Consider the following 14,973-nt stretch of genomic DNA (forward strand, 5'->3'; position numbering starts at 1 on the left):
CCGTACCGTTTCCCGTTCAGCACGGTTTACCGGCCGGTGCGGTTCCCGTGCGGCGCCGATTCTTGATCACCGGCGTGCTCCGATCACCGGCCTTTCGGGTCACCGGTGCCCCCGGTCACCCGCTTCCCCGGCACCCGCTCTTCCGGGTCATCCGCGTATCCGGGCCAGTGACGTATCCGAGCCAGTGACGTATCCGGGTCAGTGGCGTTTCTCTGTCATCCAGCCGACCGCGTGATCGACCGCGTCCTTGATCGGGAACAGCCGTGCCGGCCTGCCTCCCAGTTGCCCCGTCGACTCCATTCCCCAGGTGAGAGCCGCGCCGATGGCACCGAAATCGCTTTCGTCGAGCTGGACGTCCTCATACTCCGTCCATTCCTTACCCCCATTGGGCAGCAGAACTACACAACGATACGACCTCAGGGGAGCTTTGGTGCGGTATTCGGCGAGATGAAAAGCAGTACAGACGTCGAAATCCACATTGATCATCAATATGTGCGCCTCCGCACGGTAGAGCGCCCCCAGCGGGGACGCCTCACCGAGATGGGAGGTGAGGGTGTGGCCGGCGAGCAATTCGGCGGCCCGGGCGCCGACCGCGGCGAATGAGGTCTGCGGATGGGCGCTGCGGACGGCCCCGGGCGCGGTACGGATCGACTCGGCCAGCCGGCCCATGCCCTGGCTCGGGGTGGTGGCCGGATCGAAGGCGGGCATCGCCGCCCGGAAGGCCGTGGCCTGTTCGGGGGTCATCAGCCGCACCAGGGCGCGGTACGAGTCGGAGGTGTCGGAGTTCGCCTCGGTGAAGGCGGGCGTCACCAGGGTGCCCCCGGGGCCCAGCGCGTCCAGCAGCGCGTCCCTGAGGGTGTCGGAGTGGAGGTCGGTGGCCCGCAGCGCGGCGTGGACCAGCAGGGTCATCCCCTCCCGTACCCCCACCGCGCGCAGGGACCGCGCCAGGTGCTCGCGATCGCCGCGGTCAGCCACGGCGACGCTCGTTCCCCCGCTCGTCCCGCTCGTACCCCTGCGCGCGTGCCGGCACGGGCCGCGCGCGTGCCGGCCCGGCCAGCTCGACCGCCAGCTCGGCCAGCAGTCGCCGGCCGGCGACCGTCAGCTCCGGCGCGCCGGCCAGCGTCTCCAGCGCACGCCTGGCCTGATCCGCACCCTCGGGGACGAGGGCCACCAGACCGGCCCTCTCATGGACTCCCGCCAGCAGTTCGGACACCGGAACCTCCCCCTCCTGCCAGGGCGCCGGATGGCGCCACCAGCCGTCCTGGGCGTAGAGATCGCAGACTTCGAGCAGGGCGTTCAGCTTGGCCCGCCTGAACTCCCGCAGCAGCGCCACCGCCAGTTCGCCGGGGGTGCGGGGCAGCGCGATCCCGAGCGCTCCATAACCGTGCCCACGCGGGACCGGCTCACGCGTGGACGACCGGCCAAAGACCGCCGGTTCCCCCGGGTCCGGGGAGGGTACGGGGGCCAGCGGGGTCAGGGTGGTCAGGCAGTCGGCGGCCTCCGCGGCCGGCCCGGGGGCGGCGGCGCTCAGCAGCGCCCAGGCCGCGGTGAGCCGTTCGTCCCAGTGGGCCGCCTCGGCGTCGTCGAGCCTCGGCCGTACGGGTCCGGCGAAGGAGTCCCGGTAGGGATCGAGGTCGTCCAGCCGCAGCGCCGGCACGCCGTCCGCGCCGCCCACCGTCCGCACCGGCAGCCAGCCGCCGTCCGCCCGTCCGAGGCGCACCCGGCGGGGGGCACGGCCGTCGACGGTGACGGTGAAGCCGTCCCCGGTGGCGCGGACCCCGGCCGTGCCGTGTGTGCCGGGGCCGCCGACCGTCAGGGCGCCGAGGGTCGGCAGCGTCAGCGTCCCGTCCGCGTACGGCACGGGGACCGTGATCCGCTCGCCGGGCCGGGCCGCGGGGACCGGGCCGCCGATCCCGGGCCGCGACGCGTCCCGGACCAGTGCGGCGGCGAGGTGGGCGGGCAGCCGGAGCGCGTGGTCGACGGCGTCCGGCCGTCCCGCGTCGAGCGCGTCGAGGCTCTCCCGCAGCCAGCTCCGGGTGTACGGGTGGCCGTAGACGCCGTCGAGCAGATCGCCGTCGCCGTCCAGCGCGAGGGCCAGCTCCCACGCCCGGTCCCAGGCCGCGCCACCGCGCCCGGCCAACTCTTCGTGGAGCGAGGCGAGCAGGGTCCTGGTGACCTCCTGGTCCTCGGCCAGCAGCGCGCCCGGGTCGGTCACGGCCGCCGGTACGAGCGCGGTGGCGGAGCGGTGCTCGACCCCTCTGATGAGGGCCTCCAGGTCGGCGCAGTAGACGGAGGTGTTGTCGAAGCCGTTCCGTGCGCGGTAGCGGTGGGTGTAGAGACCGCCGCCGCAGGAGCGCACCACCGGGCAGTCGCGGCAGGTCGCGGTGACCCCGGCGAGTTCGCGCTGGCGGGCCCTGACCCCGGGGTGGGCCGCGACCTCGTCGAAGGTGTGGGTGAAGACGTCGAAGCCGGTGGCCGCGGCTCCGTCGTAGGCGCTCTTCAAGGAGTCGACCTGCTCCAGCGCGCCGTCGGTCTCCACCACGACGAGGTCGGTGGGGGCGAGCCCCAGCGATTCGGTGAGGCTGGGGCCGCCCGCCAGGGTGGAGAGCACCGAATCGAAGAGTCGTACGGGCACCTGCCGGCCCAGCTCGTCCCAGCGGTCGAAGACGGTCAGCAGCCAGTCGGCGTACGCGGTGGGGGATCCCTCCGGCCGCGGCGGCGGGGTGTCCCAGGTGGCGTGCGGCAGCAGGAAGTCGACGCGCGGGGGATCGAGTTCGGCGAGCGCGTCATAGACGGCGATCGGGTCGTTGGCGATGTCGACCGTGCAGAGCAGACCGAGGTAGAGATGGCGGTAGCGCTCCTGGCGGAGGAGTTCGACGGCCCGGAGGACCAGCGGGTGACTGGTGCGCCCGTCGGCGAACCGGCGGTGCCGGTCGTTCGCGGCGCGGTCCCCGTCGAGGGAGATGCCCACCTTGACGTCGTACGCGTCGAACAGGTCGAGGTACCGGGGGCTGAGCTGGAGGCCGTTGGTGTGGATCCGCAGGTCCAGGGCGGCGACCCCGTCGAGCGCCGTGGTGAGTTCCGCACAGACGCGGCGCAGTCGCGTGGGCCCCGCGAGCAGTGGCTCCCCTCCGTGCAGGATCACTGACACGGAGGGCAGGGCATGACGTTTGACATGCTCGGCCAGTCGCAGAGCCGTCCAGGAAATCGCTTCGTCGGAGATCGCCTTGGGGCGGTTTCGCCAGGTGTGATCGGCGTGCTCGTAGATATAACAGTGGTCACATGCGAGATCACATCTACTGTGAACTTTCAGCACGATCTCGCGGAATGGGACCAGGGGTCCAGTCATTCAGCCATTCTAGAGCGACGAGTTGAAGGTGGACGCCTCCGCGGTACGCCCGGCTGCAACGGGGCGGACCCGGGCCAACTTCTTCGCTGCTTCGCTCTCACGCACATCGATCCGCGCCAACGGCACACGGTTCTTCTTCGCAGCGGCGAAGGATACTGAGGTCTGAAACGTCATGGGCGGGCCGTCCTCGATCGTGTGTTCTGTGCGGATTACCACGCACCATTGCGGTGCTGGCGGCACGACTTTACTCTCATGGCCACTCGCGGCAACTCAGCACGTGGACATGGCACAAAAGAGTTGCAACGCATTCTCGCAGGCGGGTACGGAACAAGCCATTCCGCCTAAAGAGTGACAGTAAAACCGCAGACAGGGGGGCACATGACCGGGTTACCCGGCCCACGCGCCGGCACCGTGTTCCGCACCAGCGATCTACCCGCTCTCTTCCACCATACGGATGTCACCGCCGTCGCCCACCAGCGCGAGGCCGTCGGATCCAGCCGCCGTCAGCTACTGCTCCTGGTCGCGGGGGCCGCCGCCGCGGCCCTGCCGTCGGCCTGGGAGCCCAGCGACACCATCCATCTGTCGGGCGCGCTGAGCGCGCTCGCCTACGCCGGCGTACTCCTGTACGGCTACCGGGCCTCCAGGCGCCGTGCGAAGTCGCATTGGCAACTGAACCGCTCCGCGGCGGAGTTCATCAAGTCGATGTGCTGGCGCTACTGCGTCCACGGAGCGCCCTTCGGCATCCGCGCCGACGAACCAGACGGACTCTTCGCCGAACGGCTGGAGGACGGACTGCGGGAACTGGCCAAGGTCGGCTGGCAGGACCCCCGGGCGGCCGGTACGCCGGGGGGTCGGCGGACCGGATCCGCCGTCGCGGTGCGGGGGAAGGCGCCCGCCACGAGGGAGCCCGCCACGGCGGAGGCGGACCAGGGGGGCCGGGCCGCGGCCGGGGGCCGGGCATCGCTCGACGCACCGGGCGCGGGGACCGGGCCGGACGGGGCGGTGCACGACGGAACCGGGTCCGGGTCCGCCGCGCTCCGGGAACTGATCACGCCGGGGATGCGACGGCTGCGCGCCCAGCCGTTCGGCGTCCGCCGGGAGACCTACATCAGGGACCGGCTGATCGAACAGCGCAACTGGTACCACCGCAGCGCGGAGAACTCCCGTCGCGCGACCCGGTTCTGGTCCCTCTCGATCGGTCTGCTGACCCTGCTGGCGCTGTTCTTCTCGCTGCTGCACACCTTCACGCTCGCGACCGCAGCCCAGGTGCCGGGGCTGCTGTCGGCCGCCGCGGCCGGGTCGGTGGCGTGGAGCGAGATCCGCCGCCATCAGCCCCTGATCGCCGCGCACTCGCTGGTCGAGGAGGATCTGGCGGCGATGCACACGGCGATGGAGACCTCGGTCACCGACGCCCAGTGGCCGTCGGCGGTCTACGAGACGGAGCGCATCGTGTCGCCGCAGCACACGGACTGGCTGGTCCGGCACCGGAGTTGACCGACCGCCGCGGGGGGACTCCTGAGGGGCGCGCCCGGCCGCCCCTCAGGGGGCAGGTGCGCTCTCCGCCGCCCTTCGGGGATCCGGGGGCACGGAACGCCACCCTCAAGGACCCGAGGGCCACGCGGAACGCAGACCCTCAAGCCCCGGGGGCCGCTCGACGGCTCCCAGGGGCCCGGGGTCAGCTCGGCACCGTCGCGCCGCAGGTCCCGAGGGTCACTCAACGCAGGCCCTCAGGACCGGGGACCCCTTGAGGCGCGCGCCTCAGGGGCCCGGGGGCCGCTCGATGCCGTCGCGCCAGATGACCGTCACCGGCTTCCCCAGTTGCCGGGCGTAGTGGACGATGTCGGCCGTCCCGCCCAGTCCACGGGCCGGACACCCGTCCCACACCGCGAGCAGCCGATCGCAGTTGTCGGCGATGTACGCCCCGGCCGCGTAGTACGCCTCACCCGTCGCGTGCGGGTAGTCGAGCCGGACCTCCCGGGTGGCCCGGCCCCGGAGCTGTTGGAAGCTGTCCCACTCGCCGGGGGCGGTGAAGTCGTTCGGGTAGTCACCGCTGGGGATGACCACCGTCAGCTCGGCCCCGCACTCCAGCGCGATGGCCGCGAAGAGCTGGTCCGCGCCGACCGCGAGACTGGAGAACACCTCCAGCGCGCCCTCGTGCCGACCCAGCACGGTCCGCAGCCCGGCCCTGACATGGCGGTAGGCCGCGGAAGGAATATGCCGGTGGCCGGTCACTCCGATGCGTTTCATCGTTCCCGCGCCCCCCGATCTCCGCACCCCCGAAGCCCTGTCATCGTCCCAGACGACGGCCCGGCGTCGAGCCCCCCGTACGCCATCCGAACGTGGCGGTGGCGGACAACTCCCGGCGCGCGGAGGGTCGTCCCGGCGCGCGCCCGGAGCGGAATCCCGACCGGGAGTCCCAGGCCCTGACCGGCACACCCGCACCGGAGCGGGGTCTCCGGCACCGGGTTCCCCAGCTCTCCCCCCTGGTGCGTCAGTAGACCCTGACCCCGTAGGCGTCGAGGGCCTCGGCGACCGGCTGGAAGAACGTCGTACCGCCGCCCGCACAGGTGCCGATGCCGCCCGAGGTGAGCCCGACCGCCTTGGCGCCCGCGTGCAGCGGCCCCCCGCTGTCGCCGATCTCGGCGCAGATGTTGGTCCGGATCATCCCGTGGACCACCTCCCCGCCGCCGTAGTTCACGGTGGCGTCGAGGCCGGTGACGGTGCCCGCGCGGACGCCCGTGGTGGACCCCCGGCGGGTGACCGCCATACCGACCCTGGCGGGCACCGTGCCAGTGATGTCCACGGTGCCGACGCCGCCCGGCCGGGGCAGCCGACCGTTGACGTACCGCACCAGACCGAAGTCGTCGCCGGGGAAGCTCGAACCCGCCGTGGGCCCGATGGCGGTGGTGCGCGCGGCGTTGGTGTACCAGGTGCCCGCGCCTTCGGCGCAGTGGCCCGCGGTGAGGAGTAATAGGTGCCGCCCCTGCGGACGTTGAAGCCCGCGGAGCAGCGCCACCCGGTGGCGTGCACCGCGTCGCCCCCGGCGAGGAGCTTGGTGAACACCCCGGGGGTGCGCTCGACCCGGATCACGCCGGCGTGTACACCCGCCGCCTTCCTGATCCGTCGCGTATCGGCCCGCGAGACGGTGCTGTCGGCGGTGACGATCAGGGTCCCGGTCGCCGGGTCGGCGTTCCAGGCGGTGCCGGGCACATCGGCGGCGAGCAGCGCATCGCCGGCGGCGGCCAGTCCGGCCGCGCCGGAGAGCCGGCTGGGCTCGGCGTCGGCGCTGGGGACCCCGCCCGGTACGGCCAGCGCGGCGGTGACGAAGAGGCCGGTGGTGACGGCGAGCCGCCGTAGGTGCCCCGTACCGGAGAGACAGGGGTGGTCCCCGCCACGGGAGGGGCGAGGGTCGGGCTCGGTACGGGAGGGGCGAGGGTCGGGCTCGGTACGGGAGGGACAGGGGCGGCTTTTGATACGGGATCGAGCGGTAGGGGAGAGAGGGTTACGGGATCGAGCGGTACGGGAGCGGGCGCTGGTCGGCTCGGTCCTCATGGGGGCGTCCCTCCCGGGGGAATCCGGGCCCGTCGGGGGGTGGGGGCCCATGCGGTGCGGACGGCGGGCGGTTACTTTCCGACGACCGGGACGACCGGGACCCTCCGGGTCCCCCGGCGCGTTGATCGGGAGTATTCGGACCGCTGATTCGCGGCGCAAGGGGTGTTTCGGCCGGGCGGCATCGCGCCGTCCGGTGCACGGCTGCTCCGGACGGCACGGCGGGTGGGCGCCCCGGCCGGTCAGCCGGTGCGGAGGGCCCGCTCCCCGGCCGGGACGCCGATCGGCAGGGTGTTCCCCGGCGGCGGCAGGGGGCAGATGAAGTGGTCCGCGAAGGCGCACGGCGGCAGCAGCGCGCGGTTGAAGTCGACGGTCACGGTGTTGTCGGCGGCCGGTGCCGGGGGCCGCAGGAAGCGGAAGCGGTAGCTGCCCGCCCCGCTGGTGGCGTCCGCGAAGACGGCCCAGAGGGAGCCGTCCTGTTCGACGGCGACCCGGAGCGTGCGCTCCGCGCCGTCGAGGTCGAAGGCGATCTCGCCGCCGAGGCCGAGCCCGCGTTCCCGCCCGTCCGCGTTGGCCACCCGGACGCTCCGGTGCTCCGGGTAGGGGCGGAAGTGCCCCGGCCGTACCCAGCGGGGGTCGTACGGGGTGGTCTCGATGCCGGTGAACGCCCGGCGCGCGGGTGCGTCCGGATCGAAGTCGCGTACCGACCAGAGCCCTTCACGGCGCATCACCACCAGCCGCCGTTGACCGTGGGCGATCCGGGATCCGGGGATGGGGCCGTGGTCGGCGGTGAGCCGGACCGTGCCGGTGAAGGGCTTGCCGTCGAGGGTGAGACCGTCCGGGTCCGCCGCGCGGAGCACCACCTCGTCGCCGTCGGCGCTCCAGCGCCCCGGGACGGCCGGAACCCGTCCGTCGGGGTGGTCCGCCAGCCAGTGGGTCCCGGTGAGGGAGAGCGGCCCGTACGGCGCGGTGATGGTGTCGATGCGGTGCTCGTGCCACCGGCGCCAGTCGCGCGGTTCGGGTCCGCCGTGACCGTCTTCGGCTGCTTGTCGTGCGTCCGTACTCATGCCGTCAACCTTTCCACACGGGCGTGGGCAGCCCGAGGTGGGAACGGAGCGTCGTGCCCTCGTACCGGGTGCGGAAGATCCCCCGTTCCTGGAGCAGCGGGACGACCCGCGCGACGAAGTCGTCGAGTCCGCCTGGGGTGAGGTGGGGGACGAGGATGAATCCGTCGGCCGCCCGCTCGGTGACGAAGGTGTCCATCGCCGCGGCGACGCTGTCGGGGCTGCCGATGAAGGACTGCCGGCCGGATGTCTCGACGACGGTCTGGCGGATGGACAGTCCCTTGGCACGGGACAGCGCGCGCCAGGCGGCGACGGTCTCGAAGGGGTCGCCGCCCGCGCGGGCCCGCCCCTGGACGATGGTGGCGCCGGGGTCGGGGTCGATCTCGGGGAGCGGCCCGTCGGGGTCGTACGAGGAGAGGTCACGGCCCCAGACCTGTTCGGCCGCGAGGAGGGCGTTCTGCGGGGTGATCTGCTGGCGGAGGAGTTCGACGGACAACTCCTGGGCCTCCGCGTCGGTGTCACCGATCACGAAGGTGACGCCCGGCATCACCTTGAGGTGGTCGGGGTGGCGGCCGTGGGCGGCGAGGCGGGATTTGACGTCGGCGTAGAAGGCGCGGCCCGCCTCCAGGGTGCCGTGCCGGGTGAAGATCACGTCCGCGGCCGCGGCGGCGAAGGCGCGGCCCTCGTCGGAGTCGCCCGCCTGGATGACGACCGGGTGTCCCTGTGGGGAGCGCGGGAGGGTGAACTCCCCTTCGACGGTGAAGTGGGGTCCGGTGTGGGCGAAGGGCCGCGGTCGCCCCTCGGGTGTCCAGGAGTCCCAGAGTGCGCGGGCCGTACGGACGAACTCGGCGGCCCTGGTGTAGCGGTCGGCCCGGTCCAGATAGCCGCCGCGCCGGAAGTTCTCGCCGGTGAAGGCGTCGGACGAGGTGACGACGTTCCATGCGGCCCGGCCGCCGCTGAGGTGGTCCAGGGAGGCGAGTCTGCGGGCGAGTTCATACGGCTCGTTGAAGGTGGCGTTGACGGTGGCGGCGAGTCCGAGCCGGTCGGTGACGGCCGCGAGGGCGTTGAGGACGGTGATCGACTCGGGACGGCCGACGACGTCGAGGTCGTGGATGCGGCCCTTGTGCTCGCGCAGCCGCAGCCCCTCGGCGAGGAAGAAGAAGTCGAACAGTCCGCGTTCGGCGGTGCGGGCGAGATGGTCGAAGGAGGCGAAGTCGATCTGGCTGCCGGAGCGGGGGTCGGTCCAGACGGTGGTGCTGTTGACGCCCGGGAAGTGGGCGGCGAGGTGGAGCTGCTTGCGGCGCTGCCCGCGGCCGCGGGGTTCGCGTACGGCGGTCATGGGGTCCCCCCGGTGGTGACGTACTGGTTGGCGGGTCGGGCGAGCCCCAGGTGCTCCCGGAGGGTGCCGCCCGGGTGGAAGGTGCGGAACAGGCTGCGGTGCTGGAGCAGGGCGACGGTTCCGTTGACGATGCGTTCCAGATCGCGGTGGGGCGCTATGGGGGCGAGGTGGAAGCCGTCCACGGCACCGGCCCGGTGCCATTCGGTGATCAGGTCGGCGAGGTCCACGGGGCCGCCGCTGTAGTACGTGGACTGGGCGGCCAGCCGGGGTCCGTCGGCGAGCCCCGGCTCCGGCGTGGCCTCGCTCTCGCCGAGGTCGACCGCGAGCGAGAGCAGTACGCGGACGGTGTCCGGGTTCCGGCCGTGGCCGGCGGCGTCGCGACGGATCGCGGTACGGAGGGCGGCGGCCCGCTCGGGGGAACCGGCACGGACGAGGACGACGTCGGCGTGCCGGGCGGCGGCGCGACGTCCGGCCTCACCGGTGCCGGTGATGTCGATGAGGGTGATGGGACGGCCCTGCGGCGGCCGGGGCACGATCGAGGGCCCGCGGACCCGGAATCCGGTGCCCTGGAAGTCGACGTAGTGCAGCTTTTCGCGGTCGATGAAGCGTCCGGTGGCCGGATCACGGATCTCGGCGTCGTCCTCCCAGCTGTCCCAGAGCCGGGCGACGACATCGGCGACTTCGCCGGCCTCCCGCCAGAGCGCCGCGGTGGGCGCGGCGGGCCGCCGCCCGAAGAGCCGGGCCTCGGCCTCGGTCGTGGAGACTCCCACGGCCCAGCCGGCCCGGCCCCGGCTGACCCAGTCGAGGGTGGCGACCGCGGTGGAGACGTGGAAGGGCTCGGTGTGGGTGGTGGTCACGGTCGGCACCAGACCGATCCGCCGGGTGAGCGGGGCGACCCGGGCCAGTACGGCGAGTGCGTCGGGGCCGGGGCGGGCGAACGAGTCGCCGAGGGTGACGAAGTCGAGGGCGCCGTGCTCGGCGAGCCGGACGAGGCCGGCGTAGTGCTCGGCGTCGTACCGCGCCGGGCCGTCGAGCGCGACGGCCAGATGCAGTGGTCGGGTGACGGACATGGTGTGGCGTCTCCGAATCGGTCGGTTCCGGCTGGCGGAGGTGCGGAGTACGTGGGGCGGGGCTGGAACGGGGCGGTACTGGGTCGGGGCGGAGCGGAGTACGTGAGGCCGGGCAGTGCTGGATCGGGGGCGGGGCCGGGCTGGATCGGGGTGGCGCGGAGTACGTGAGGCCGGGCAGTGCTGGATCGGGACGGTGCTGGATCGGGGTGGCGCGGGTCTTCGAAGTCCCGTCGGTCCGCCGTGCCCTCCGGCCGTGCCGCCGTGCCGGGCAAGCGCATCCCGTCGCGCGGCTCAGCCGCTGAGACAGGGCCGACAGGAGAGCGCGCGCAGCAGGGTCAGGGCGGTGCGCGCGGTGGCGTCGTTCTGGCCGAAGGCGGCGCCGCCGGTACGGGGCCGGGTGAAGGCCCCGCCCGATCGGGCGTCGGTGTGCGGACCGAGCGCGAAGCGGCGCGGGTACGGCCGCCCCGCCCGGTCCAGCACCCGCCCGTCCGCAGGGTCCACGGCGAGTAGCCCGGTGGGGGTGGCGGCGGCCCCGTCCTCGAACAGCGAGCGCAGCAGCGGGCTCCGGGTGCGGTGCACCGTCGGTTCCGGCAGCCGCGCCTCGACCAGGGCGCGGGCCTCGATCCACTCCCCCGGCACGCTGGCGCCACCCGCCCGGAACACCCCGCGCCGCTCGTCGGCGGTCACCGTCATGTCCGCGCCGACGAAGCGGACGATCCCGGCGCGGGAGAGCGCGAGGAGTTGGCGCAGCCGGACGCCCGGGGGCCCCGAGGCGAGGTAGCTGAAGAAGCCGTGCCACCAGCCGCCGATGTCACCGAGCCGGATGAGCTGTCCGTAGACGGAGAGCAGGGCCGAGAACACGGCGAGGTCGGCGCTGTGCGCGGGGTCGTGGCGGCGGGTGAGGTCGGCCTCGATATGGCGGCGCAGCCCGTCCTGGAGCGCGTCGTAGGACGGGAAGCGCCGGCCTTCCAGCGGTCGGTCGAGTGCCTGGAGGTCGAGTCGGTCGGCGGGGTCGGGGACGGCGGCGGCGATCAGGGCCCGGAGTGCGGGGCTGTCGGGCTCGGCCGCCCCGTACCCCTCGGCGAAGTCGCTCGGGGTGCCCCGGGTCCGTTCCCGGTGGGCGGTGAAGAGTCGGTGGTAGTGGGCGTGCCCGGCTTCCTTGGCGATGAGTGGCCAGATGTCGCGCGCGAAGTCGAGGGACGGCAGCTTCCGCAGCGCTTCGGTCCGGTCGGGGTCGAAGAAGCGGGGCAGCGGTGGTCGGTCGCCGTCCTGCGGGTAGCCGATCTTCGCGCGGTACGGGACGCCGCGCCGCGATCCGACGTGCAGCACCGGTTCCCGGCCGGAGGGGAGGTACTCGCCGTTCCGGTGCCGTCCGCCGCGGCCCTCGGTGAGGAGGACCATGAGGTCGATGAAGGCGAGTCCGAAGCCGCGGACGATGACGGGTTCGCCCGGCGGCAGGGCGTCGAGGTCGCTGTCGGCGGTGTGGTCGGGCGGCAGGTGGACGAGCCCGTTGCGGCGGGCGAAATCGGCCAGCGCGCGCTGTTCGGCGTCGGGTTCGGCGTCGAGGTGCCCGAGGGTGAGGACGACCGCGTCGGCGGCGAGGGGTTCGGCGCGGTCCCGGAGCGTGACCAGTTGGCGCCCGTCCCGTGTGCCGGTGATCCGCAGGGCGGAGGTCCGGTGCTCGCGGACGGTGACGGTCGGCGGGAGGGCCGCCACCGCCTCCTCGTACACCCAGCGCAGATAGCCGCCCTGCCGTCGGCGGGTGGGGAAGGTGGCGCCGTCGAGACCGGCCCATTCGGCGAGGGTGGGCCCCCGGCGGATCGGGCCGTCCTGCCGGACCGTCTCGTCGGTGAACATGGTGACGTCCTCGGCCATGGAGTTCATCCAGAGCAGCGGGGACTGGTCGGTGCGCCATATCCGGCCGGCCCCCGGCGGGAAGGGGTCCACGAGGTGGAGGTCGAGCGGCAGTTCCCCGTACAGCTCGGGAAGGTTGGCGGCGAGCCGTTCCAGCACCCCCGTACCGCGCGGGCCGGCCCCCACGATGACGAGGGACGGTCTCATCGGTCACCCGCCGCGACGGCGGTGGTCCGAGCCGGGCGGGACACCGGTGTGACGTCGGTGGTTAACGCCAAGGCGGCGGACGCGGCGGATGCGGCGGGGCTCAGCGGTCGGGTCGCGGGAGCGGGATCGGCGGCGGGGAACTCGGGGGCGACATCGGTGGATTCGGCCATACGAAGGCTCCGTGGATGCAACGATCGAACACGGGACGACCTTCACCGGAGTCAACCGGAAACACCGGGCACACGATGATGCCGGGACGCGTGGCGGACCGGCCCCTCAGCACGATCCGCTCCCGCAGGCTAGGCGGTGGGGACGGCCCGCTGTCAAGGCTGTCCACACTGTGGGCGTGATGTCTCACGGCAGTTGACGCGGAAACGGATGCCTGTTCCACTTGTGCCATGAATTCGCAGCAGCCGCTGGTCAAGCGCTCCCACATCGACCTCGGTCGCGTGTGGTCCGCCTCCTGTTGAGCCGACCTCGCTGCTCCTGGGGCGCCGTTCACCGCGCCCGGCCGTGATTCCCTGTCGCGTCAGTCCGTGCCGCCCATCGCGCACGGCACCGCGCATCTCTCCTCGTACGGCCTTCACCACACCGCGACGCGCACCGCCACCCCCCTCACCCCATCACCCGCCGCCGCCCGCCCCTCAAGCGCCGGCGAGGCCGCAATTCAGCCCGTCCGGCGATTGAGGACGGACCCTTGTACACAGGGGGCTGGAATGGACAGGCCCCTCAGACGGAACCGCCAGCCCGTAGCCATGCCTCCCGCAGGCACCGGCACCTCGCCGGGCACTGCCCCCAACCCCGCGCCTCAAGCGCCGGCGAGGCTGCAAATTCAGCCCGTCCGGCGATTGAGGACGGACCCTTGTACACAGGGGGCTGGAAAGGGCAGGCCCCTCAGACGGAACCGCCAGCCCGTAGCCATGCCTCCCGCAGGCACCGGCACCTCGCCGGGCACTGCCCCCAACCCCGTCACCCCGACGGCGGCGGTCACACCCCATCCGGCTTACGGCTTACGGCCCGAGCTCGGCGCCGTCAGCAGTCGCAGCCGCAGTCCGGGCAGTCGCAGTGGTCCCGGCACCCCTTGCGCCGCTTGCGCGACCAGGGGCCCTCATAGGTGTCCGCACAGCACATCTGGCAGCTACAGCAGACCCAGGTGAAGGCGGCGCACCCGGCCAGGAAGCCACGCGGTTTGGGCTGCTGCGGATCGGGCGCGGACGGCCCGGAGCCGCCACCAGAACCGCCCGCACCCCCGGAGCGACCCGCACCCCCGGCGCCGAAGGGGTTGCCGGAGCCCGAGGCGCCGAAGCCACCGGGCTGACCGCCACCTGACGGGTCGCCGCCCCCCTGCTGGCCGGCGCCGTAAGGGTTGCCGGAGCCGCCGTACGGGTTCCCGCTCTGCGCCTGGTGGGAGCAGGTCGTCGTCCCGAAGACCCGGTTCACCGCGGCGGCCGTCTCATGCGCGAGCAGGACATGCACCAGCTTGTCGTCCACGAAGCGGACGTCCCGCAGCGCGAGCCGCATCCCGTGGATGGCGTCGTCGGCGAACCGGCGGGCCTCCGTGAGGGAGGTGCCGGTCCCGGTCAGCGGGTTCCAGGCACCGGCTGCGGCGTCGGCCGCCCGGTCCTCCACGGCGTCCAGCAGATGCGCCAGCCGCCCGAAGAGCCGGCCGACCTCGGCGAGCGGGGCCATGTTCTCCGGTCGCCCGGCGAGCACGGCGGTGTGCGCGAAGGCGGCGGCGGTCGCCGTCTCGGTGGGCTCGGTGACCGTCAGTACGGAGGTCCCGGGCCCGGCGAGCGCCTCGATCCCGCTCTGCCGGTCGACCGCGTCGAGCAGGACGGCGGTGTCGAAGCCCAGCTCCGCCCCCGTCCGCGCGCCGGCCCGGTCCCAGCCGGCCGCGACCTTGCGCGCGGCGGCGGCCACCGGCCTGCGGGCCAGCAACCCGTCCCGGTCGGCGACATGGTCCCGCACCTTCGCCGACGCCAGCACCAGGGAGACCGCGGCGGCGAGCCGGGCCCCCTCGCCCCGGGCGACGGGTGCGGTGCGCATGGCCCGCAGGGGGCAGGGCCCCGCGGTGCGCCGGGCGTCGGGCGCGCGCTCGGCCTGAGCCTCCGTCAGGACCGATACGATCAGGCCGTCGTAGTTGGTCACCATGCGGGCGAACTGGCCATGATCGGCGCGGAGCGCCAAGCAGAGGCCACAGAGGTGAGCCATCCACTCCGTTTTCAAGCCATCGGTGAGTCGATGGGCGCAGGGCCTGACTATTCCGAACATTTGCTGATCCCCCGTGCGTCGTGCGGCAGTGCGGGCATCGTATCGATCGACCCGTTCACCCGTACGACCCCTGCGTCACCCATCCGGCCCGACGTTCCTATTTTGGACAGATCACCCGCCTTATCCAGGAAGAACCCTGACGAACCGCCACATCCTCTGCATCAGTACCGTCACGAAACCCCTGCGCGGCGGCTATCCACTTGGCGCCCGATCCGCATGATGGACGAGCATAGGGACAGGAAAGACGTAAGACCGCTCGTGAGCGGACCA

The 14,973-nt window shown here is 73.0% G+C and carries 11 protein-coding genes and 1 pseudogene; 1 reads left to right on the plus strand and 11 read right to left on the minus strand.

What is annotated here, in order from left to right; all coding sequences use genetic code 11:
- Positions 1-198 precede the first annotated feature (198 nt).
- The 3 genes from ACH4S7_RS26920 to fxsA are packed head-to-tail and all read right to left on the minus strand — an operon-like array spanning position 199 to position 3,523.
- Positions 199-975 carry an aminoglycoside N(3)-acetyltransferase gene (locus ACH4S7_RS26920; RefSeq protein WP_398523871.1) on the minus strand — a complete coding sequence of 259 codons (777 nt, stop codon included), beginning with the start codon at positions 973-975 and terminating at the stop codon, positions 199-201.
- Positions 968-3,349: a radical SAM/SPASM protein FxsBH, inactivated beta-hydroxylase extension form gene (fxsBH, locus tag ACH4S7_RS26925; protein WP_398523872.1), complete on the minus strand. Its 2,382-nt coding sequence runs from the start codon at positions 3,347-3,349 to the stop codon at positions 968-970. The genes ACH4S7_RS26920 and fxsBH overlap by 8 nt, the downstream gene beginning before the upstream one ends.
- A gap of 9 nt (positions 3,350-3,358) precedes the next feature.
- Complete coding sequence (fxsA, locus tag ACH4S7_RS26930; protein WP_398523873.1) at positions 3,359-3,523, minus strand: FxSxx-COOH cyclophane-containing RiPP peptide; 165 nt, start codon at positions 3,521-3,523, stop codon at positions 3,359-3,361.
- 204 nt (positions 3,524-3,727) lie between these two features.
- Here fxsA and ACH4S7_RS26935 point away from each other — a divergent pair, with 204 nt between their 5' ends.
- Positions 3,728-4,843, plus strand: coding sequence for a DUF4231 domain-containing protein (locus ACH4S7_RS26935; RefSeq protein ID WP_398523874.1), 1,116 nt, complete (start codon positions 3,728-3,730; stop codon positions 4,841-4,843).
- A 264-nt stretch (positions 4,844-5,107) separates the two neighbouring features.
- Here ACH4S7_RS26935 and ACH4S7_RS26940 read toward each other — a convergent pair whose 3' ends face one another.
- The 8 genes and pseudogenes from ACH4S7_RS26940 to ACH4S7_RS26975 all read right to left on the minus strand — a co-directional run bounded on the left by ACH4S7_RS26940 (position 5,108) and on the right by ACH4S7_RS26975 (position 14,703).
- Entirely contained in the window at positions 5,108-5,596 is a 489-nt protein-coding gene (locus ACH4S7_RS26940) for a hypothetical protein (RefSeq protein WP_398523875.1), read from the minus strand.
- 244 nt (positions 5,597-5,840) lie between these two features.
- A pseudogene (locus tag ACH4S7_RS26945) lies at positions 5,841-6,901 on the minus strand (S1 family peptidase).
- 239 nt (positions 6,902-7,140) lie between these two features.
- Entirely contained in the window at positions 7,141-7,965 is an 825-nt protein-coding gene (locus ACH4S7_RS26950; RefSeq protein WP_398523876.1) for a DUF1684 domain-containing protein, read from the minus strand.
- A 4-nt stretch (positions 7,966-7,969) separates the two neighbouring features.
- Positions 7,970-9,301 carry an NtaA/DmoA family FMN-dependent monooxygenase gene (locus tag ACH4S7_RS26955; RefSeq protein ID WP_398523877.1) on the minus strand — a complete coding sequence of 444 codons (1,332 nt, stop codon included), beginning with the start codon at positions 9,299-9,301 and terminating at the stop codon, positions 7,970-7,972.
- Entirely contained in the window at positions 9,298-10,371 is a 1,074-nt protein-coding gene (locus tag ACH4S7_RS26960) for an LLM class flavin-dependent oxidoreductase (RefSeq protein ID WP_398523878.1), read from the minus strand. Before ACH4S7_RS26960 ends, ACH4S7_RS26955 begins: the two co-directional genes overlap by 4 nt.
- A 291-nt stretch (positions 10,372-10,662) precedes the next feature.
- Positions 10,663-12,432, minus strand: a complete 1,770-nt coding sequence (locus tag ACH4S7_RS26965) for an FAD/NAD(P)-binding protein (RefSeq protein ID WP_398523879.1) — start codon at positions 12,430-12,432, stop codon at positions 10,663-10,665.
- Positions 12,429-12,602 carry a hypothetical protein gene (locus ACH4S7_RS26970; RefSeq protein ID WP_398523880.1) on the minus strand — a complete coding sequence of 58 codons (174 nt, stop codon included), beginning with the start codon at positions 12,600-12,602 and terminating at the stop codon, positions 12,429-12,431. The genes ACH4S7_RS26965 and ACH4S7_RS26970 overlap by 4 nt, the downstream gene beginning before the upstream one ends.
- 862 nt (positions 12,603-13,464) lie before the next feature.
- Positions 13,465-14,703, minus strand: a complete 1,239-nt coding sequence (locus tag ACH4S7_RS26975) for a DUF5685 family protein (protein WP_398523881.1) — start codon at positions 14,701-14,703, stop codon at positions 13,465-13,467.
- Between the last annotated feature and the right edge of the window lie 270 nt (positions 14,704-14,973).

This window comes from Streptomyces sp. NPDC020965 (assembly GCF_044333555.1).
In the GTDB taxonomy this organism is placed as follows: Bacteria; Actinomycetota; Actinomycetes; order Streptomycetales; family Streptomycetaceae; genus Streptomyces.